This is a genomic window from Actinorugispora endophytica (assembly GCF_004363075.1).
In the GTDB taxonomy this organism is placed as follows: Bacteria; Actinomycetota; Actinomycetes; order Streptosporangiales; family Streptosporangiaceae; genus Actinorugispora; species Actinorugispora endophytica.
The window spans coordinates 82,215-101,224 of sequence record NZ_SNYN01000006.1 but is presented as its reverse complement, the minus strand read 5'-3'; the positions used below and the strand labels follow the sequence as shown (position 1 = coordinate 101,224).

The 19,010-nt window shown below is 74.6% G+C and carries 18 protein-coding genes; 9 read left to right on the top strand and 9 right to left on the bottom strand.

The features are described from left to right. The first annotated feature begins 31 nt into the window (after positions 1-31). The 5 genes from EV190_RS10725 (at position 32) to EV190_RS10705 (ending at position 5,865) form a co-directional block, all read left to right on the top strand. Positions 32-865, top strand: coding sequence for a M55 family metallopeptidase (locus tag EV190_RS10725; protein WP_133741353.1), 834 nt, complete (start codon positions 32-34; stop codon positions 863-865). Beyond that, positions 858-2,237 (top strand): M20/M25/M40 family metallo-hydrolase, encoded by a 1,380-nt coding sequence (locus EV190_RS10720; protein WP_133741352.1) that lies wholly within the window; start codon positions 858-860, stop codon positions 2,235-2,237. The genes EV190_RS10725 and EV190_RS10720 overlap by 8 nt, the downstream gene beginning before the upstream one ends. A 123-nt stretch (positions 2,238-2,360) precedes the next feature. Beyond that, complete coding sequence (locus EV190_RS23715; protein ID WP_243742498.1) at positions 2,361-4,397, top strand: prolyl oligopeptidase family serine peptidase; 2,037 nt, start codon at positions 2,361-2,363, stop codon at positions 4,395-4,397. Further along, entirely contained in the window at positions 4,394-5,332 is a 939-nt protein-coding gene (locus tag EV190_RS23710) for a S66 peptidase family protein (RefSeq protein ID WP_243742497.1), read from the top strand. Before EV190_RS23715 ends, EV190_RS23710 begins: the two co-directional genes overlap by 4 nt. 161 nt (positions 5,333-5,493) lie before the next feature. Next, on the top strand, positions 5,494-5,865 hold the full coding sequence (locus tag EV190_RS10705; protein ID WP_133741350.1) for a hypothetical protein: 372 nt from the start codon (positions 5,494-5,496) through the stop codon (positions 5,863-5,865). Positions 5,866-5,870: 5 nt separating this feature from the next. On the opposite strand, the gene EV190_RS10700 is transcribed toward EV190_RS10705, so the two are convergent. From EV190_RS10700 to EV190_RS10670, 7 genes are all read right to left on the bottom strand, one after another. Next, positions 5,871-7,061, bottom strand: a complete 1,191-nt coding sequence (locus EV190_RS10700) for an FAD-dependent oxidoreductase (RefSeq protein WP_133741349.1) — start codon at positions 7,059-7,061, stop codon at positions 5,871-5,873. After that, on the bottom strand, positions 7,058-7,657 hold the full coding sequence (locus tag EV190_RS10695) for a TetR/AcrR family transcriptional regulator (RefSeq protein WP_133741348.1): 600 nt from the start codon (positions 7,655-7,657) through the stop codon (positions 7,058-7,060). The genes EV190_RS10700 and EV190_RS10695 overlap by 4 nt, the downstream gene beginning before the upstream one ends. Positions 7,658-7,766: 109 nt before the next feature. Beyond that, positions 7,767-8,816 (bottom strand): ABC transporter ATP-binding protein, encoded by a 1,050-nt coding sequence (locus EV190_RS10690; protein ID WP_133741347.1) that lies wholly within the window; start codon positions 8,814-8,816, stop codon positions 7,767-7,769. Further along, the gene (locus EV190_RS10685; RefSeq protein ID WP_133741346.1) at positions 8,813-9,790 is read right to left on the bottom strand and encodes an ABC transporter ATP-binding protein; all 978 of its coding nucleotides are present in this window, start codon (positions 9,788-9,790) and stop codon (positions 8,813-8,815) included. Before EV190_RS10685 ends, EV190_RS10690 begins: the two co-directional genes overlap by 4 nt. Beyond that, positions 9,787-10,698, bottom strand: coding sequence for an ABC transporter permease (locus EV190_RS10680; RefSeq protein ID WP_133741345.1), 912 nt, complete (start codon positions 10,696-10,698; stop codon positions 9,787-9,789). Before EV190_RS10680 ends, EV190_RS10685 begins: the two co-directional genes overlap by 4 nt. Next, entirely contained in the window at positions 10,695-11,708 is a 1,014-nt protein-coding gene (locus EV190_RS10675; RefSeq protein WP_243742496.1) for an ABC transporter permease, read from the bottom strand. The genes EV190_RS10680 and EV190_RS10675 overlap by 4 nt, the downstream gene beginning before the upstream one ends. A 4-nt stretch (positions 11,709-11,712) precedes the next feature. Continuing rightward, a complete protein-coding gene (locus EV190_RS10670) occupies positions 11,713-13,548 on the bottom strand; it encodes an ABC transporter substrate-binding protein (RefSeq protein WP_133741344.1) in 1,836 nt (611 codons plus the stop codon). A gap of 248 nt (positions 13,549-13,796) precedes the next feature. On the opposite strand from EV190_RS10670, the gene EV190_RS10665 reads away from it, so the two are divergent. The 4 genes from EV190_RS10665 to EV190_RS10650 all read left to right on the top strand — a co-directional run bounded on the left by EV190_RS10665 (position 13,797) and on the right by EV190_RS10650 (position 16,470). Continuing rightward, the gene (locus tag EV190_RS10665) at positions 13,797-14,510 is read left to right on the top strand and encodes a metal-dependent hydrolase (protein WP_133741343.1); all 714 of its coding nucleotides are present in this window, start codon (positions 13,797-13,799) and stop codon (positions 14,508-14,510) included. A 56-nt stretch (positions 14,511-14,566) separates the two neighbouring features. Continuing rightward, positions 14,567-15,226: an O-methyltransferase gene (locus EV190_RS10660; RefSeq protein ID WP_133741342.1), complete on the top strand. Its 660-nt coding sequence runs from the start codon at positions 14,567-14,569 to the stop codon at positions 15,224-15,226. Between the two features lie 121 nt (positions 15,227-15,347). Continuing rightward, complete coding sequence (locus EV190_RS10655) at positions 15,348-16,028, top strand: AAA family ATPase (protein WP_243742495.1); 681 nt, start codon at positions 15,348-15,350, stop codon at positions 16,026-16,028. 31 nt (positions 16,029-16,059) lie between these two features. Continuing rightward, on the top strand, positions 16,060-16,470 hold the full coding sequence (locus EV190_RS10650) for a hypothetical protein (RefSeq protein ID WP_133741341.1): 411 nt from the start codon (positions 16,060-16,062) through the stop codon (positions 16,468-16,470). A gap of 30 nt (positions 16,471-16,500) precedes the next feature. Here EV190_RS10650 and EV190_RS10645 read toward each other — a convergent pair whose 3' ends face one another. Beyond that, positions 16,501-18,543 (bottom strand): cytochrome c oxidase assembly protein, encoded by a 2,043-nt coding sequence (locus EV190_RS10645; RefSeq protein ID WP_133741340.1) that lies wholly within the window; start codon positions 18,541-18,543, stop codon positions 16,501-16,503. Between the two features lie 25 nt (positions 18,544-18,568). Then, a complete protein-coding gene (locus EV190_RS23380; protein ID WP_166655435.1) occupies positions 18,569-18,721 on the bottom strand; it encodes a hypothetical protein in 153 nt (50 codons plus the stop codon). Positions 18,722-19,010 lie beyond the last annotated feature (289 nt).

The following is a 19,010-nucleotide window of genomic DNA, read 5'->3' as shown; positions in this document are numbered from 1 at the left end:
GACGGTGCCGACGCTTCCACCGAGGGGGACCGTGCGGATTCTCATCTCAGCCGACATGGAGGGCGCCACCGGGGTCACCTGGCCCGCCGACGTGGAGCCCGGAACCGAGCAGTGGCAGCGCTGCCGCGCCATGTTCACCTCGGACGTCAACGGGGCGGTCGCCGGGTTCATCGCCGGGGGCGCGACCGAGGTGCTGGTCAACGAGGCGCACTCGACGATGCGCAACCTGCTGCTGGAGCGCCTGGACGAGCGCGCCGCCATGCTCACCGGCCGCCACAAGGACCTGAGCATGGTCGAGGGCGTGCAGCGCGGCGACGTGGACGGCGTGGCGTTCGTGGGCTACCACTGCGGCGCGGGCGAGGAGGGCGTGCTCGCCCACACCTACCTGCCCAACTCCATCACCGGGGTGTGGCTGGACGGCGCCCCGGCGAGCGAGGGGCGGCTCAACGCCCGGGTCGCGGCCGAGTACGGCTCCCCCGTCGTGCTGGTCACCGGCGACGACCGGGCCTGCGCCGACGCCGCGTCGTACGCGCCCGACGCGCGCACGGTGGCCGTCAAGGACTACGTGTCGCGGTACGCCGCCGTGTGCCGACCGCCCGCCCGCACCTTCGCCGACATCGCCGCGGGGGCCGAGGCCGCCGCGGCCCTGGCCGGACGCCGCGACCCCGGGTCCCCCCTGTCGGCCACGGTGGAGGTGGAGGTGGACGCGGCCCAGCTCGCCGGGGCGGCCGCGATGGTCCCGGGGGTGGAGCGGGTGGGCGCGCGGCGGGTCCGCTACACCTCGCCCGACGCCTACACGATGATCCGCTGCTTCAAGACGGTGGCCACGATGATCTCGGCGGCGACGGAGAAGGACTATGGCTGAGCCCGCGCCGGCGGCCCTCGACCAGGCGGTCGTGGACGAGGAGGTGGTGCGGTTCACCTCCGAGCTGATCCGCCTCGACACCACCAACCGGGGCGGCGGCGACTGCCGTGAGCGCCCCGCCGCCGAGTACGCCGCCGCGCGGCTGGCCGAGGCCGGGTACGCGCCGGCGCTGCTGGAGTCGGCTCCGGGCCGCGCCAACGTGGTCGTGCGGATCGGGGGCACTGACCCCGGTTCCGGCGCGCTGCTGGCGCACGGGCACCTCGACGTGGTGCCGGCCGATCCCGCGCACTGGCGGGTCCACCCGTTCTCGGGCGAGGTCCGCGACGGCATGGTGTGGGGGCGCGGCGCGGTGGACATGAAGAACACCGTCGCCGTGCTGCTGGCCCTGGCCCGCTCCTGGGCGCGGACCGGGCGCGCCCCCCGCCGCGACCTGGTGCTGGCGTTCACCGCCGACGAGGAGGACAGCGCCGTCCACGGCGCGGAGTGGCTGGTCCGCGAGCACGCCGGCCTGTTCGAGGGCTGCACCGAGGGCATCGGCGAGTCGGGGGGCTACACCTTCCACGCCTCGGGCACCGACGGCCGCCCGCTGCGGATCTACCCGGTGGGCGCCGGGGAGCGCGGCACCGCCTGGCTGCGGTTGACCGCGCGCGGCACCGCTGGACACGGCTCCAAGGTCAACCGGGACAACGCGGTGGGCGCGCTCGCGGCGGCGGTGGCCCGCGTCGACGCGCACGCCTGGCCGGTGCGGCTGACCCCCGTCACCCGGGCCGCGATCACCGGGCTCGCCGAGGCCGTGGGCGTCCCCTGCGACCTGGACGCGCCCGGCTTCGCCCCCGGACGCGACCTCGACCCGCTGCTGGAGCGCCTGGGCCGGGCCGCGGACCTGGTCCGCTCCACGGTGCGCAACAGCGCGAACCCGACCATGCTGTCGGCCGGGTACAAGCTGAACGTGGTCCCCGCGACGGCCACCGCGGGTGTGGACGGGCGGGTGCTGCCCGGTGCCGAGGACGAGTTCGCCGCCGCCCTGGACGCCCTGGCCGGCCCCCGGGTGGAGTGGGAGTTCACGCACCGCTCCCCCGCGCTGTCCTCCCCGACCGGCTCCGCCTCGTTCGCCGCCATGCGCGCCGCGATCCTGGCGCACGACCCCGGCGCGCACGTGGTCCCGGTGTGCATGTCGGGCGGCAGCGACGCCAAGCAGTTCTCCGCCCTGGGCATCGCCAACTACGGCTTCTCCCCGCTCCTGCTGCCGCCCTCGCTGGACTACGGCGCCCTGTTCCACGGTGTGGACGAGCGGGTCCCGGTCGAGGCCCTGCGCTTCGGCGCCCGGGTCCTGGACCGCTTCCTGTGCGGCCCGCCGGCCTCCGGCGCCTGAAGGCGCGGGGGCGAACGGGGCCGCGGCGACGTCTGCGAGGAGACGCGGGCTTCCGACGCGGGGCCGCGGGGCATGTCCTATGGATCGGTTCGAAGCAGTGGCGACAGAAAGCGCAGGACTCCGGTGACCCCGTCATCTCTTCCGTACGGTTCCTGGCCCTCCCCCATCGACGCGGTCGCCGTGGCCCGGCACGACGGCGCCCCGAACTGGCCCGTCGTGCGGGGCGGGGAGGCCTGGTGGACCGAGCCGAGACCGCGCGAGGGCGGCCGGGTGGCGCTGTGCCGCACCCGGCTGGACGACGGCTCCGCCCCGGTCGAGACGGTGCTGCCCGCGCCGTGGAACGCGCGCAGCCGGGTGCACGAGTACGGCGGGCGGCCGTACCTGCTGCTCGACGGCCCCGACGGCAGTCCGCTGCTGGTCTTCAGCGAGTACGGCGACCAGCGCCTCTACCGCTACGCGCCGGGCCGCGCCGGGGAGCCCGCCGACAGGGGGCCGGGTCCCGTGCCGCTGCCCGAACCGCTCACCCCCGCGCCGCGGGTCCCGTCCTCGACGCGCTACGTGGAGCCGGTGGCCTCGCCCGACGGCGCCCACGTGTGGTGCGTGCGCGAGGCGCACACCGGCCCGGCCCCCACCGACGTGGAGCGCTCCGTCGTCTCCGTGCCGCTGGACGGCTCCGCCGCCGAGGCCCCGGACGCGGTCCGGGTCCTGGTGCGCGACACCCGCTTCCTGGCCTGTCCCCGGGTCTCCCCCGACGGGCGGAGGCTGTCCTGGATCGGCTGGGACCACCCCGACATGCCGTGGGACTCCACGGTGCTGCGGGTCGCCGACCTCGTCGACGGCGTCCCCGGTCCGGCGCGCACCGTCGCCGGCGGCGCGGGCGAGGCGGTCGTGCAGGCCGAATGGGCCGGGCCCGACCGGCTCCACTACGTCAGCGACCCCGAGGGGTGGTGGCATCCGCACCGGCTCGACCTCGACCCCGACGGCGTGGTCCTGCCCGGCGGGCCCTCCCCCGTCGCCGGGACCGCCGAGGAGTTCGGCGGTCCGCTGTGGCTGCTCGGCTCGTCCTGGCTGGCCCCGATGGGCGACGGACGCGCCGCCGTGGTGCACGGGCGCGCCACGACCTCGCTGGGGCTGCTCGACACCGGCAGCGGGAAGCTCACCGACATCGACACCCCGCACACCGAGTGGCTCCCCCGGATCGCCGCGGCCGACGGGTCGGTCGTCGGCGTGGCGGGGTCTCCGACACGGTCCGCCGAGGTCGTGCTCGTCGGCCCCGACGGGTCCTGGCGTGCGCTGGGCGGGGCGGACGCCGAGGACGACCCGTACGCCGACTACCTCCCCGTCCCCGAGGCGCGGGTCTTCCCCGGCGCGGACGGACGCGGGGTGCACGCCAACGTGTACGCCCCGCGCCACCCCCGGGCGCGCGGACCCGAGGGCGAGGCGCCGCCGTTCGTGCTCTTCGCGCACGGCGGCCCGACCAGCCGCGCGCCGATGCTGCGCGACCTGGAGATCGCCTACTTCACCAGCCGCGGCATCGGGGTGGCGGAGGTCAACTACGGCGGCTCCACCGGGCACGGCCGCGCCTACCGCGAGCGGCTGCGCGGCGAATGGGGGGTGGTGGACGTGGCGGACTGCGTCTCGGTCGCCGAGGCGTTGGCCTCCGAGGGCCTGGCCGCTCCGGGCCGCCTGGCGATCCGGGGCGGCAGCGCGGGCGGCTGGACCAGTGCGGCGGCGCTGGCCTTCACCGACGTGTTCGCGTGCGGAACCGTCCAGTACCCGATCCTGGACCTGGCCGGGTGGCGCACCGGCGAGACGCACGACTTCGAGTCCCGGTACCTGGAGAGCCTGGTGGGGCCGTGGCCCGAGGCGCGCGGGCGGTACGAGGAGCGGTCCCCGGTCAACCACGCCGACGCGATCGGCGTCCCGTTCCTGCTGATGCAGGGCCTGGAGGACGAGATCTGCCCGCCGGTGCAGTGCGAGCGGCTGCTGGCCCGCATCAGCGGGCGCGGCGTCCCGCACGCCTACCTCGCCTTCGAGGGCGAGCAGCACGGGTTCCGCCAGGAGGCCACGATCGCGGCGGCGCTGCGGGCGGAGCTGTCGCTGTACGCGCAGGTGTTCGGGTTCGACACCGACGCCCCCGTCGTGGAGCTGCGTCCGTGACCCCGGTGCGGGCGCTGCGGCGCCCGCACCGGCTGCGACCGGGGACGCGGGTGTCGGTGGTCTCCCCGTGCAGTCCGGTGCCGCCCGACCGGTTGGAGCGGGCCTGCGCGATCGTGCGCGGCTGGGGGCTGGAGCCGGTGCTCGGCAGGCACGTCCTGGACCGCCACCCCCGGCTGCCCTACCTGGCCGGTTCCGCCGCGGACCGGGCCGCGGACCTGCAGGAGGCGTGGCTGGACCCCGGAACGGCCGCGGTCCTGTGCGCGCGCGGCGGCAACGGCGCGCACCAGGTGGTGGACCTGCTGGACTACGCGGCGATGCGCCGGGTCCCGCCCAAGGCGTTCGTGGGGTACAGCGACGTCACGGCGCTGCACGAGGCGTTCGCCATCGAGCTGGGCGTGGCGACGCTGCACGGCCCGGTGGTCGCCTCCACCGAGTTCGTGGACCAGGCGTTCACCGCCCGGGAGCTGCGGGCCACCCTGTTCGAGCCCGAGACCCGGACGAGGCTGTCCTCTCCGACGGCCCGCACCCTGCTCCCGGGCCTGGCGCGGGGTGTCACCTTCGGCGGCAACCTGAGCCTGCTCAGCGACGGCCTGGCCACCCCGCACAGCCGCCTGTCGGGGGCGGGCGGCATCCTGCTGCTGGAGGACGTCGCCGAGGACGTCGCCCGGATCGACCGCATGCTGGGGCAGCTGCTGCGCACCGGCTGGCTGGACGGGGTCGCGGGGATCGTGCTGGGCTCCTGGCAGGACTGCACCCCGGGTCCCGACGTCATCCGCGCCCTGATGCTGGAGCGGCTCGCGCCGCTGGGGGTGCCGGTGGTGTGGGAGTTCGGCTTCGGGCACCGCCCGACGCAGCTCACCGTCCCCCTGGGCGTCCCGGCCGTCCTCGACGCCGACGCGGCCGTCCTCACCCTGGACCTGCCCGCTCTGGTCTGACCCCTCCGCGCGACGCGGCGACCCGTCTTTCGTACCGGTCGGGGGCGGCGCGCCCCCGACTTTCGCTCCCACCGAATTCCGACCTCGGACCGAGGCTTTTCCCACCGCGACACGCGATACTAGAAGGAGAGCAGCACCGTCAAGGGGGAGGGCGGCACATGATGGCAACGATCCATACGGGGAGCCACAACACCTTCGTGGACGTCCGGCGGACGATCCCGTGGACCGCCCCGATCACCAGGCGCCGGCTGCGCGACCTGCTGTCCTTCGCCGGCGGGGTCCTGGGCGCGGTCTTCGCGGCCGAGCTGGTCCTGCCCGAGGCGGACCCCGACGAGGTCCGCGGCATGCTGGTCGAGCTGGGCCGCCTCGACGCCGCGGCGCTGCCCCCGGCGCGGATCGAGGCGCTCCGGGCCTTCCAGGCCGAGAAGGCCCTGCCCCCCGACGGCGCGGCCTACGGGCGCACCGTGACCGAGCTGATGAGGGACGTCCGCGAGCGTCGCGAACTGCGCGAACTCGGTCTGCCGGTGAACTGACGCGGTCACCGGGAAAGGCGGGGGTCCAGGCCGCTGAGGCGGTCCGCCGGGGTGGTCAGGACCGGTTTGAGCACCCAGGTCAGGCTGGGCACGGCGGCCATCCGCAGGAGCGCGCTCCGCAGCCGCAGCCGCCCCCGGGTGGCGGGCACGAACCAGTCCGCGGCGCGCCGCCCCGCCCGCTGTTTGCGCCTGACGGCCGGCGCGACCCTGGCCTCGTAGCGGAGCGGGGCGGCCACGGGGTCTCCGTCGCGCGCCAGCTCCTCGGCGAGCACGCAGGCGGCCGCGACCGCCATCGACGCGCCCTGCCCGGCGAGCAGCGAGACCGCCTGGCAGGCGTCCCCGAGCAGGGCCACGCGGGGCCGCGTCCAGGACTCCATCTCGATCTGGGCCACCTCGTCGTAGTACAGCCGCGGCGACGGCGGGCAGTGCGCGAGGACGTCGGGGAGCAGCCACCCCAGGCCCCCGTAGACCTCCAGCAGCCGCTCCCGCGCGTCCTCCGGGACGGACCCGGCGGGGGAGCGGTGCGCGAACACGGTCGCGCACACGTCGCCTCCGAGGCGGTAGACCCCGGCCTGCGCGCCGGGGACCTCCAGCATCTCCATCTCCGTCCGCTCGCCCAGGCACCCGGCCACCTCCGGGTCGGTGAACAGGTAGGCGGCGGTGTGGTAGCCCAGGTAGCGCAGGAAGCGCTCCTCCCGGCCGAACACGAGCGCGCGGACCCGGGAGTGGACGCCGTCGGCTCCCACGAGCAGGTCGGCGCGCTCCACCGCGCCGGAGGTGAGGGTGACCGCCACGTGGCCGGCGGCCTCGGCCACGGCTTCGACGCTGGTGGCGTGGCGGATCTCGACTCGGGGACCCAGCGCCTCGAACAGGACGTCCTCCAGGTCGCCGCGCATCATCGTCAGCACCCGGCCGTCCTGGAGCCGCTGGAACGCCGCGTAGGGCAGCCTGCCGGTCACCCGCCCCCCGCCGTCGCGGTAGCGCAGCCCGGCCACGTCCCGGGCCCGTTCGCGCACCCGGGGCAGCAGGCCCATCCTCTCGACGGCGTCGTAGCCGGGACCGAAGAAGTCGATCATGTAGCCCGCGCCGCGCCGTTCGGGGGCGCGCTCCACGACGAGCACCTCCCACCCGGCCCGCTCCAGCCACCACGCCAGTGCGAGCCCTGCGATACCGGCCCCGCAGATCACGGCCTTCATTCGGGGTTCCTTCCGTCGTCACCGGCCGCGGGCGCGGCCACGAGCCTGGACAGCGGCCCCATGAGGTCCTGGACACCGGGCGTCCCGGCCAGCCCGCGGTGCAGGACGATCCCGTCGACGAGGGCGCACAGCAGCACGGCGCACGCCTCGGCGTCGGGGACTCCGTGCCCGTCCAGCCACCGGGCGGCGTCGGCACGGAAGCGGTCCAGCATGTCGGCGAGGGCGGTGCGCAGGGCCGCGTCGCGGGTGGCCGCGAGGTACGCCTCGGTGATCAGCAGCGATCCGGGGTCGTGTCCGCTGTAGACCTCCAGTGCCTCCATCAGCCGGGCCACCCCGGCGGCGGGGTCGGGCGCCGCTCGCAACGACCGCATCGGCGCGGCCAGCGCGGCCTCGGCGAACTCGACGGCGGCGGTGCCCAGCAGGTCGGACACCGAGTCGAAGTGGTAGTGCACCAGTCCCGGCCGCACCCCGGCCCGCTCCGCGACCAGCCGCGTGGTCACCGCCCCCCACCCGACCTCGGGGATCAACTCGACGGCCGCCTCGACCAGTCGCCGCCTGGTCTGCCGTCCCTTCTCACTCGCGCTCTGCGCGGACATCTCCGCTCCCGGTTATTGGTCATTCGCCTTGGACACATGACCAATATGCGTCACGCGCAGGCCCGTGTCAACGAGACAGCGAACCGCCGGAGCCCGCCCCCGGCCGCCCTCAGCGGTTCCCCGCCTCCGGCCGTTCGGCCGTCACCGCGGCGTAGTGGCACGCCGCTCCGTGGCCCGGGGCCTCCGGAAGAGGGCCCGGGTCCTCCGCGCCGCAGCGGTGGGCCACGCCGGCCTCGGCGGCCGCGCCCGAGGCCAGGACCGGGCAGCGCGGGTGGAAGCGGCAGCCCGGCGGGACGCGCGCGGGGTCGGGGGGCTCCCCGGTGAGGATCGTCGGGGTCGCGGCGGAGGCGTCGGGCAGGACCGACAGCAGAGCCCGGGTGTAGGGGTGCCGGGGCGCGGTCAGGACCTCCTCGACCGGTCCCGCCTCGACGACGCGGCCCAGGTACATCACCGCGACCCGGTCGGCGATGTTCCAGGCCAGCCCGAGGTCGTGCGTGACGACCAGCGCGGACAGGCCCAGTTCGGCGCGCAGGCGCAACAGCAGCGCCAGGATCTCGCCGCGCACCGAGGCGTCCAGCGAGGCCACCGGCTCGTCCGCGACGACCGCCTCCGGTTCCAGCACCAGGGCCCCGGCGATGACGACGCGCTGGCGCTGCCCGCCGGACAGCTCGTGCGGGTAGCGCAGGAAGAACCGCTCCGGCGGGCGCAGTCCCGCCCGGGACAGGGCCCGCTCCACCCTGACGGCCTCGTCGGGCAGCGTCCCGTGGTGGACGCGCAGCCCCTCGGCCACCGCCTCGTACACGCTGTGGCGGGGGTCGAGCGAGCCTCCGGGGTCCTGCGGCACCAGCTGGACGCGGCGCCGGTACGCCTTGAGCTCGCGCGCCCGGTACCCCAGCGGCTCCCCCTTGAACAGCACCGATCCCCCGCTCGGGCGCTCCAGGCCGAGCAGGGTGCGCGCGAGGGTGGACTTGCCGCAGCCGGACTCGCCCACCAGCGCCACGATCTCACCGGGGCCCACCCGCAGGTCCACGTCGTCCACGGCGCGCACCACCCCTCCGCCGCCCCGGGCCGCGAAGCGCACGCTCACCCCCCGGGCGGCCAGCACCGCCGGGGCGGTGGCCGCCGGGCCGTCCACCGCGGATCCGGTCCGCGTCGTCACAGCACCTCCTCGGACGGGAGCACCCGCACGCACGCCGCGGACCGGTCGGGGCCGGCCCGCCACAGGGCGGGGTCGACGTACGCGCAGCGGTCCTCGGCGACAGCGCAGCGCGGCCTGAAGGAGCAGCCCGTCCCCGACCCGGCCGGGTCCGGCGGGTCGCCCGCGAGCCCCCTGGGCGCGTACCGCGACGCCGGGTCCCCGACGACCGGGAAGGCCGCGCCGAGCGCGGCGGCGTAGGGGTGGCGGGCGTCGGCGAACACCTGCCGGGCCGGGCCCTCCTCCACGATCCGGCCCGCGTACATCACGGCGAGCCGGTCGCAGGCGTCGGCCAGCACCGACAGGTCGTGGCTGATCATCATCATGGCGATGCCGTTCCGGGCCACCAGGTCCTTGAGGAGCCGCAGGATCTGCGCCTGGACCATCACGTCGAGCGCGGTCGTGGGCTCGTCGGCGATGACCAGCCGCGGCCCGCACGCCAGCGCCATCGCGATCATGACGCGCTGGCGCTGCCCGCCGGACAGCTCGTGCGGGTACGCCGCCGCGGTCCGGGGCGGCAGCCCCACCCGCTCCAGCAGGTCCGCGGCCCGGCGCGCGGCGCTGGCGGGGGTCTCCGCGCTCTCGTGCAGCAGGACCGGCTCGGCGATCTGGTCGCCGACCCGGCGCACCGCGTTCAGCGAGTGCATCGCCCCCTGGAACACGATGGAGGCGCCCGCCCAGCGCACGGCGCGCAGCCGCCCCCAGGCCATGGTGAGCACGTCCTCTCCGGCCAGCAGGACGCTGCCGCCCACCCGCGCGGTGGCCGGGAGCAGCCGCAGCACCGCCAGGGCCACCGTGGACTTGCCGCAGCCGGACTCCCCCGCCAGCCCCAGGGTCCCGCCGGGCGGGATCGCCAGGTCGACCCCGCGCACGGCGGGGACCTCGCGGCCGCCCGCGCGGTAGGCGACGGTCAGGCCGCGGGTCTCCAGGTGGTTCACCGGCCCTCCCTCGACCTCGGGTCGAGCGCGCCCTCGACGGCGCGGCCGCACAACGTGAAGGAGAGCGCCACCAGCGCGATCGCCGCCCCCGGCGGCAGCAGGTACCACCACACCCCGGAGCTGACCGCCCCGGCCCGGCGGGCGTCCTGCAGGGTGCCGCCCCAGGAGACGGTGCCGGGGTCGCCCAGGCCGAGGAACGCCAGGGTGGACTCGGCGATGATCGAGCTCGCCACCAGCAGCGTGGTCTGGGCCAGCACCAGCGGCAGCACGTTGGGCAGCACGTGCCGGAGCATGATGTGGGTGTGCCCGCCGCCCAGGGCCCGGGACCGCTCGATGTAGGGGCGCGCCTCCACCGCGAGGGTCTGGGCGCGCACCAGGCGGGCGGTGGTCGGCCACGCGGTGATGCCGATGGCGATGACGATGGTGAGCGTGCTGCGGCTCAGCACCGTGGCCAGCGCGACCGCCAGCACCAGGGTGGGCAGCACCAGGAACCAGTCGGTGACGCGCATCAGGACGGCCCCGGCCACCCCCCGGTAGTGCCCGGCGGTGATCCCCACGAGCGTGCCGAGCCCCACCGAGACCAGGGTGGCCAGGAAGCCCACCGTCAGCGATACGCGTGAACCCCACACGACCAGGTCCAGCAGCGAGCGGCCGAAGTTGTCGGTGCCCAGCGGGTGTGCCGGGGCGGGCGGCTGGTAGGCGTCGTGGGGGGCGCGGGTCACGCTCAGGTCCCCGGGGGCGACCAGCAGCGGCGCGGCCAGCGCCAGCAGGACGAACAGCACCAGCCCCGCCAGGCCGAGCAGCCCGGCCCGGTGGCGCCGGTAGCGGCGCCAGAACCCGGACAGGGCCAGGCGGCGGCGCTGCCGGGCGAGCGCGCGGGGCGAGGGCCGCGCGGGGGTCCCGCTCATACGCGCACCCGGGGGTCCAGCAGCGGGTAGACGAGGTCCGCGAGCAGGTTCATGAGGATCACCCCGGCGGAGAAGAAGACGAACAGGCCCTGCACCAGCGGCAGGTCGGGCAGGCGCAGCCCCTGGTAGAACAGCTGTCCCAGGCCGGGCCAGGAGAACACCGTCTCCACCAGGATCGCCCCGGCCACCACCTGGCCGAGGTTGAGGAAGACCAGCGTGACGGTGGGCAGCAGCGCGTTGGGCACGGCGTGGCGGCGCAGCACCAGGGCGTCGCGCAGCCCCTTGGCCCGGGCCGTCACCAGGTAGTCCGATCCCATCTCGGTCAGCAGCGAGGAGCGCATGATCATCAGGTACTGGGCGTAGACGACCGCTACCATCGTGGCCACGGGCAGCACCATGTGGTGCGCGACGTCCAGGGCCGCGGCCGGTCCCCGCACGCCCGGCGTGGCCATCCCCCCGGTGGGGAACCCGCCCGTCCCGGCGAACACCACGATCAGGAGCAGGCCCAGCCAGAAGGTCGGCACCGACCACAGGGTCAGCGCCAGCCCCGTGTTGACCTGGTCGACCACGCGCCCGCGCCGCCAGGCCGCGCGGGTGCCCAGCCACAGCCCGAGGACGGCGGCCAGCAGGGTGCCGGTGCCCGCCAGCAGGACGGTGGGCCACAGCCGCTCGGCGATCAGCTCGGTGACCGGGGCCCGGTACTGGTAGGAGACGCCCAGGTCCAGGCGCAGCAGGCCCGAGCAGTAGTCGAGGAACTGCTCCCCCAGCGGCTTGTCCAGGCCGTACTGGCGACGCAGCTCGTCGAGCTGGGCCTCGGTGACCGCGCGCCCCTGCGTCATGGTCCGCACCGGGTCGCCGGGCAGGACCCGGAACAGGAAGAACGCGGTGACCGTCACCGCCGCCATCGACGCGGCCGCGCCCAGCAGCCGCCCGGCCAGGTAGACCGCGATCCGGCGCGGGGAGCCCCGGCCCCGGTCCGGGGCGGCCGGGGCGGCGGAGGGCGCGCTCACCGGCTCACTCCCGCTCGTCCTCGGTCCCCCGGCGGCGCAGCACCAGGAGCAGCACCAGGCCGCCGACCAGCACGACGGCGGCGACCGCTCCGACGGCCACCGCCGGGGAGAGCCCGCCGCCCTCCGTCTCGGCCTCCCGGGGCCGGGCCGACCACCAGCTCCAGTAGCCGTCCTGGGCCCACAGGTTGCCGCCCCGCGCGGGCTGGGTCCGGATGTCGGAGATCTGGTCGGAACGGTACGCCTCGAGCATGTCGGCGTAGACCAGGACGTTCACCACGGCCTCGGTGTAGAGGAGGCGCTGCATGTCCGCGACGATGTCGGCGCGCGCGGCCGGGTCGTACTCGGCGAGCTGGGCCGCGTAGTACTCGTCGTACTCCTCGTCGCAGAAGTAGGCGTCGCCGCGCATGCTGCCGGGTTCCTCGGGGAGCGCGTCGCAGGTGTGGATGCCCAGCACGTAGTCGGGGTCGGGGTTCACGGTCCAGCCGGTGAAGATCAGGTCGTACTCGCCCGCGTTGAGCCTGTCGCCGATCTGGCCGGAGTCGATGTAGTCGCCCTCGACCGCGATGCCGACCTCGGCCAGCCACTCCTCCATGGACCGGCCGGTCTGCACGTAGTCGGGGCGGTCGTTGTGCACGGCCATCCGGAAGCGCAGCGGGTCCCCGTCGGGTGAGACGCGCACGCCGTCCGCGCCCTCCTCGTACCCGGCCTCGTCCAGCATCTCCCGGGCCCGCTCGGGGTCGTGGCCGAGGCGCTCGCCGTCGGCGGGCCGCCAGTGGTAGTCCTCGTAGCGGGCCGGGATGTACCCCTCGGCGACCGTGGCGTAGCCGCCGTAGACCCGTTCGACCAGCGCCTCCTTGTCGATGGCCAGCATGACGGCCTGGCGCACGGTCCGGTCGCGCAGCGCCGGGTGGCCGTCGCCGAACTCCTCGCCGTCCCTGGTCCGGGCGCCCGGGTTGACGGTGAAGCCGGTGAAGCGCTTGCCGTCGGCGGCGTTGACGGTGATGCCGGGCTCGCCCTCCAGGGACTCGGCCTGCGCGGGGGTGAGGTTGTGCACGAACGACACCTCGCCGCCGCGCAGCGCCTCGACCATCGCGTCCTGGTCGGTGAAGTAGCGCAGGACCAGGTGGTCGAAGCCGGGCGCGCCGCGCCAGAAGTCCTCGTCGGCGTCCAGGGTGACGGACTGGTTCGGCTCGTAGGCGGCCAGGGTGAAGGGGCCCGCTCCCACGACGGGGAGGTCCCGGTCGTTGTCGAAGGCGGCGATGTCCCCGACCTCGGACCAGACGTGCTCGGGCACGATCGGCACGTCCAGGGCGAGCATGGTGGCCTGGGGCTTCGACAGCTCGATGACGAGCGTTCCGGGGTCGGGCGCGCGCACCGACTCGAAGTTGGCGACGAAGTTGCCGTTGGCGGTGGCCGCCCCCGGGTCCTCCATCATCGTGGTGAAGGTCCAGGCGGCGTCCTCGGCGTCCAGCGCCTCGCCGTCGCTCCAGGTCAGGCCCTCGCGGATGGTGAACGTCCAGGTGAGTCCGTCGTCGGAGGTCCGCCAGGACTCGGCGAGCTCGCCGGTGGGCGTGTTGTCCTCGGCCGCGGGCACGGTGAGGGTGGGGTAGACGAGCCGTAGCACGGCGGTGCTGCTGGCCAGCTGGGCGGTGAAGGGGTTGAAGGAGTCGATCGGCTGGGACATGGCGATGGTGAGGGTGTCGCCGGTGCCGCCGGTGCCGGCCGCGGCGGCCGGGGGGAGCGGGGACAGCGCCGCGGCGGCCAGGACCAGTGCCGTCGCCACCGGAAGGGCCGCCCCGCGGGGGGAGCGCCGGGCGGGGGGAGCCTGCGGAAAGGCCATCGTGTGGGTCCCTCTCGCTCGCGTGGGTGCGCGGAGTCGTCGTCCCTTCACTCCGTGATCCTCCAGTGACGCGCGGCGGACGTCAATGACCTTGTTCGACAATTCGCTTCCGGATGATCACCCACCGTCTACCATGGAGTCGCCCGGCCCGGTTTCTCCGCGTCGGGTGGTGCTCTATTGCGCGGCCCGAAACCCCGACACTCCGCGCAATTCGCCAGAAAACCCTTTGACCCGCTACGGTTCCGCCCATGATGGGGCACTCTCACGCGCTCAGCGGCGTGGTCGGTTGGATGGCTGTCGTTCCGTTCCTCAACGGGGCCGAGGTCTTGGGCGTCACCTTCGAGCTGGGACCCGGCGAGATCATCGCGGGCGCCCTGGTCTGCGCGGGCGCGGCCCTGATCCCGGACCTCGACCACAAGAGCGCGACCATCACCCAGACCTACGGGGTCTTCACCCAGACATTGGGCGCGCTGTTCAACTGGATCTTCGGCGGGCACCGCAACGGCACCCACTCGCTGCTGTTCGCGCTGCTGATGGGCGGCGCGGCCCAGGCGCTGGTGTGGTGGTCCGACCTGGCCGCGCAGGTCTTCGTGTTCCTGCTGGTCGGCATCGCCCTGAACGGCCTGGGCTACGGCATGCAGAAGAACCGGACGGCCGCCGAGGTCATCAACGCGCTGGCCACCGCGGGCATCACGCTGGCCCTGTACACCGCCGGGACGAACTACGTCTGGCTCGGCCTGGCCGTGGCGTTCGGCTGCCTGCTGCACTTCATCGGCGACATGGCCACCGAGATGGGCGTCCCCCTCTTCTGGCCGGTGTGGAAGTACCGGGTCGGCAAGAACGTCGGCTTCAAGACCGACGGGCCGGTGGAGCGCAAGGTCATCACCCCCACGCTCACGATCTCGATCGTGCTGCTGTCGGTCTACCTGTTCCCGTGGAAGGACCTGATCCTCGGCATCTGAGGCGGCGGGCGCCGAGCCGCCTGTCCTCCTCCCGCCCCCGGCACTACGCTGGACGTGTGACTCGCTCCTCGGAGAACCTCAGCCCGGAACTGCACGAGTACCTGGTCGCCCACAGCTCCCCTGTGGACGAGGTCCTGGTGGACCTCGCGGCCGAGACCCGACGCCTCTTCCCGGCCAGCGCCGGCATGCAGATAGGCCCCGAGCAGGGCCTGTTCATGACGGCGCTGACCCGCCTCATGGGGGCGCGCGACGTCGTGGAGGTGGGCACCTTCACCGGCTACTCCTCGATCTGCCTGGCCCGCGGCCTTCCCTCCGACGGAACCCTGCTGGCCTGCGACGTCAGCGAGGAGTGGACGTCGGTGGCCCGCCGGTACTGGCAGCGGGCCGGTGTCGCGGACCGCATCGACCTGCGGATCGCCCCGGCGATCGAGACGCTGCGCGCGCTCCCCGAGGAGCCCCTGTTCGACCTGGCCTTCATCGACGCCGACAAGGAGGGCTACGTCGGCTACTGGGAGGCCGTCGTCCCGCGTGTCCGCTCCGGCGGCGCGCTGCTGGTCGACAACGTCTTCTCGCACAACCGGGTCCTGGACCCCGCCCAGACCTCCCCCGCCGTCCAGGGCATCCGTGACTTCAACGCGCACGCCCTCGCGGACGAGCGGACCGAGACGGTCCTCCTGCCGATCGGCGACGGCCTCACCCTGGCCCGCAAAAGGTAGCCCCGCCCGGGCGGGGTCCCGGGAGCCCCCGGGGCGGCCGCGGGCGCGCCGTGACCCGGCTCTCACCCGCGGCGCCGCCTTCTCTTACCGGGGCCTTACCCGGGGTGGCGATACCCGGAAGGTGACTACTACGCTCCCGCCCCGCCTCGCCCCCGACACCCATCCCCCCGGCGAACACGTCCTGCGCTACCCCCGCCGATCCGTAGTGCTGCTCGGCGGCATCCCCGGCGCGGGCAAGAGCACCATGCTCAACCGCCTCTACGGGCTGTCGGGGAACGAGACCGAGACGGTGCGCACCGCCGACGGCGTCCGCGTCGTGGACTCCCTCCAGTCCCGCAACCGGCTCACCCGGTGGCTCGGCTCCACCGCCTACCCCGCCTGGCGCTGGGTCACCCACCTGCTGCACTACCTGCGCGTCCTGGCCGCGCTGCGCCGCGGCGGGCCGGTCGTCGTCCACGAGACCGGCACCCGCGGCCCCGTCCGCAGGCTCCTGGGACTGTGCTCCCGGCTGACCGGGGTGGAACTCCACGTGCTCCTGATCGACGTCGACCCCCTGGACGCGCGGCGGGGGCAGGCCGAGCGCGGCCGGATGATCACCGCGCACAGCTTCCGCACGCACGAGCGCCGCTGGCGGGCGCTGCTGGACGCGTGCTCGCGCGACCCCGAACGGGTGCTGCCCGGGGCGCGCTCCCTGATGGTGCTGGACCGCTCCCAGGCGGCCCGGGTGGGGCGGATCGAGTTCGGCGCCGACCACGGGGGCTCCCCCACCGGGCCCGCCCGCCCCTGGGCGTACCCGGGATAGGTCCGCGCGGGCCCGGTGGGACAATCGTCCGGTGAATTCGCTGCTCATCAACATCGCGGTCTTCGGCGTCGGCGGCGTCGTGCTCAACGTCGCACTCCAGGGGCTGCTGCTCGTCCTCCTCGGCCGGAACCCCCGGCCGGGCCCGCGTGTCGCGCTCGGCGCGGCCGCCGCGCTCGTGCTCGTCGCGCTCCCGGCACTGGCCGCCGTCGAACTGCTGGCGGACACGCCCAACGCGGGCTTCGCCTCGGCGTTCGTCTCCGCGCTGTGCGTGGCTCTGCTGGTCTTCGGTTCCAACCTGGCCGTCTCGGCCCTGACCGCGCGCGCCTCCCGGGACGTCGCGGACGCGCCGCGCCCCCGGCTGGTGTCCACCTACCTCGGCGGCCTGGCGGCCTGCCTCCTGATCGGCCTCCTGGCCTCCGCCCTGGCCCTGCTCGCCACCTGACCCGGTTCCGGCGGGATCCCGCCGGACCGGCTACCGCGTCTGCCTGTCCCTGCCGCCGCTCCCGCGCTCCAGCGAGGCCAGGTAGGCGTTGTAGTCGTCCATGTCCGCGTCGTCGGAGCCGCCGCGGCGGCTGTGGCGCTCGCGGCGCCGCTCGGCGCGCTCCTCGTCGCGGGCCCACTGCACGACGAGCGCGACCAGGACCAGCACGGTCGGGATCTCGCCGAGCGCCCACGCCACGCCGCCGCCCGCGTACTGGTCGTCCGCGAGGCTGTCCAGCCACGGCACCTCGAACTGGCCGTAGTACTCCATCCCCAGCGGGGCGGACTGCATCATGATCGCGATGCCGAAGAAGGCGTGGAAGCCCATCGCGAGCAGCAGCAGCACGATCCGCAGCAGGTAGGGGACCTTCCGGGGGGCCGGGTCCACGCCGATCATGATCCAGTAGAACAGGAACCCCGAGAGCAGGAAGTGCACGCCCATCACCAGGTGGCCCAGGTGGTCCTGCATGAGGCTGCCGAACAGCGGCGTGAAGTACAGGGCGTAGGTGCTGATCACGAACATGGGCGCGGCGAAGCCCGGGTGCGTCACGAAGCGCGAGCACCCGCTGTTCAGGAAGGCGTTGAGCCACTCGCGCGGGCCGCGGTCGCCGCGCCGCTCGGCGGGCCTGAGCGCGCGCAGCGCCAGGGTCGTGGGCGCGCCGAGCACCAGCAGGACCGGCACCAGCATCGCCAGGACCATGTGCTGCACCATGTGCACGCTGAACAGCACCATCGAGTAGGTGGCCACGCCGGTGAGCTGGACGACGGCGATGGTGAGCAGGCCCGCCAGCCAGGCGGCGGTGCGCCCCCACGGCCAGGTGTCGCCACGCCGCAGCAGCCGGACGACCCCGGCGACGTACAGTCCGCCGAGGACGACGACGAGAAGCCCGAAGAACAGGTCGGGGCGCCACAGCGTGAGAAGGGTCCGCGCGCTCATGGGCGGCGGCATGGCGAAGCCGGTGAGGTTGCGGAAGGCGTCGACCTCGGTGGCCAGGCCGGGCGGGGTGGCGGTACGGCTGAGCGCGGCCGCCAGGCCCATGGCCGCGGCCATCAGGACGACCTCGGCGACCGCGAACCGGACGAACAGGGCGCGTCCGGCGGTCTCGGTGATCCTGGGCACGGCACCGCGCCGGTGCGCCCACCCCACGCCGCCGAGGGCGAGGAAGACCGCGGTCTTGGCGAGCATGATCTGGCCGTAGGAGGTGGTGAACAGCTCCTCGACGGTGTAGAGGCGGCTCACGGCGCTGGCGATCCCGCTGACGGCCACGCCGATCCAGGCCCACAGCGCCAGCGCGCTGAAGCGCCGCACCGCCGCGGGCAGCTGCTCCCCGCCGCGCAGCGCGTGGAAGACCAGCGCGGCCAGGGGGCCGACCCACAGCGAGATGGTCAGCACGTGCAGCGCCAGGCCGGTGACGGCCAGTTCGTGGTTGGGCGAGGAGGAGGCGTGCCCGGTGAGCGCGGGCGGCACCAGCCCCACCAGGGTCAGTCCGACGAGTCCGGCTGCGCCCGCCGCGTTGGACGCGGTGCGCCCGATCAGGGCGACCCCGGTGGCGACGAGGATGACCACCATCAGCCCGATGCCCTGGGGCACCGAACCGGCGTAGCTGGTGATCTCGTTGCCGATGATCTCGGTGGCGGGCCGGCCGAGGATGTTGGAGAGCTCGAAGACCAGAGTCGCGGCGGCCGCGACCGCCCACACCAGCGCCGCCCAGGAGGCCGCGCGCACGTAGGACTGCGCCTGTTCGCCGAGCGCTCCCCGGTCCGAGGGGAGCAGGAACACCGCGAGAACGAGCAGTCCGGCGGTCACGGCGGCGGAGACGTCCATGACGGTCTTGGAGACCGGCAGCCCCCAGCGGGTGAGCGTTCCGGGGTCCGGGAGGCCCGGGATGACCTGAGCCAGTCCGGCGCCGCCCAGGAGCAGGGCCAGGACCAGCGCGATCAGGCAGGACGCCGCGGAGGCCGCGGCGACCAGCACGACGGCCTCGCCGGTGCCGCGGTTGTCGGTCTGTGTCTCACTGGTGCCCGGGGAAGCCACGCCTGTCGCTCCGTCGTCGTTGGGGTCACTGCTGCCCGCGGCGGCTCCTGATCACCACCGCGGCGATACCCGCGCCGACCATCGCGCCGAGACCTCCCCACAACCACGGAGCGATCACACCGGCCGCGTCACCGAAGATCAAGGCCATAACGTCCAGCGCGGACACCACCTCGGACAAGAGTAGACGAAGTACTACAGAGCGTCGGACCCGGGCGTGTTCGGAAGGCCGCTCCGACTCCGCCCCCCTTCCCGCCCTGGTGAGCGGGGTGGAGGCCCCGCCCGCGCGGCGGCGCGCCCCTTTGCCCCGGGAAAGTCCGGCGAACTCCCGGGCGGCCGGGAAAAATGGGGAGCACCGGGCCGTCTCCTGATGACAATACCCCGGCCCGGCGGCGCTATCACGATACGGTAAACGGACCGAGACGGACGCCCTGCCCGCTGCTCGCCTCCGGCGCTCCCCGCCGTGACCG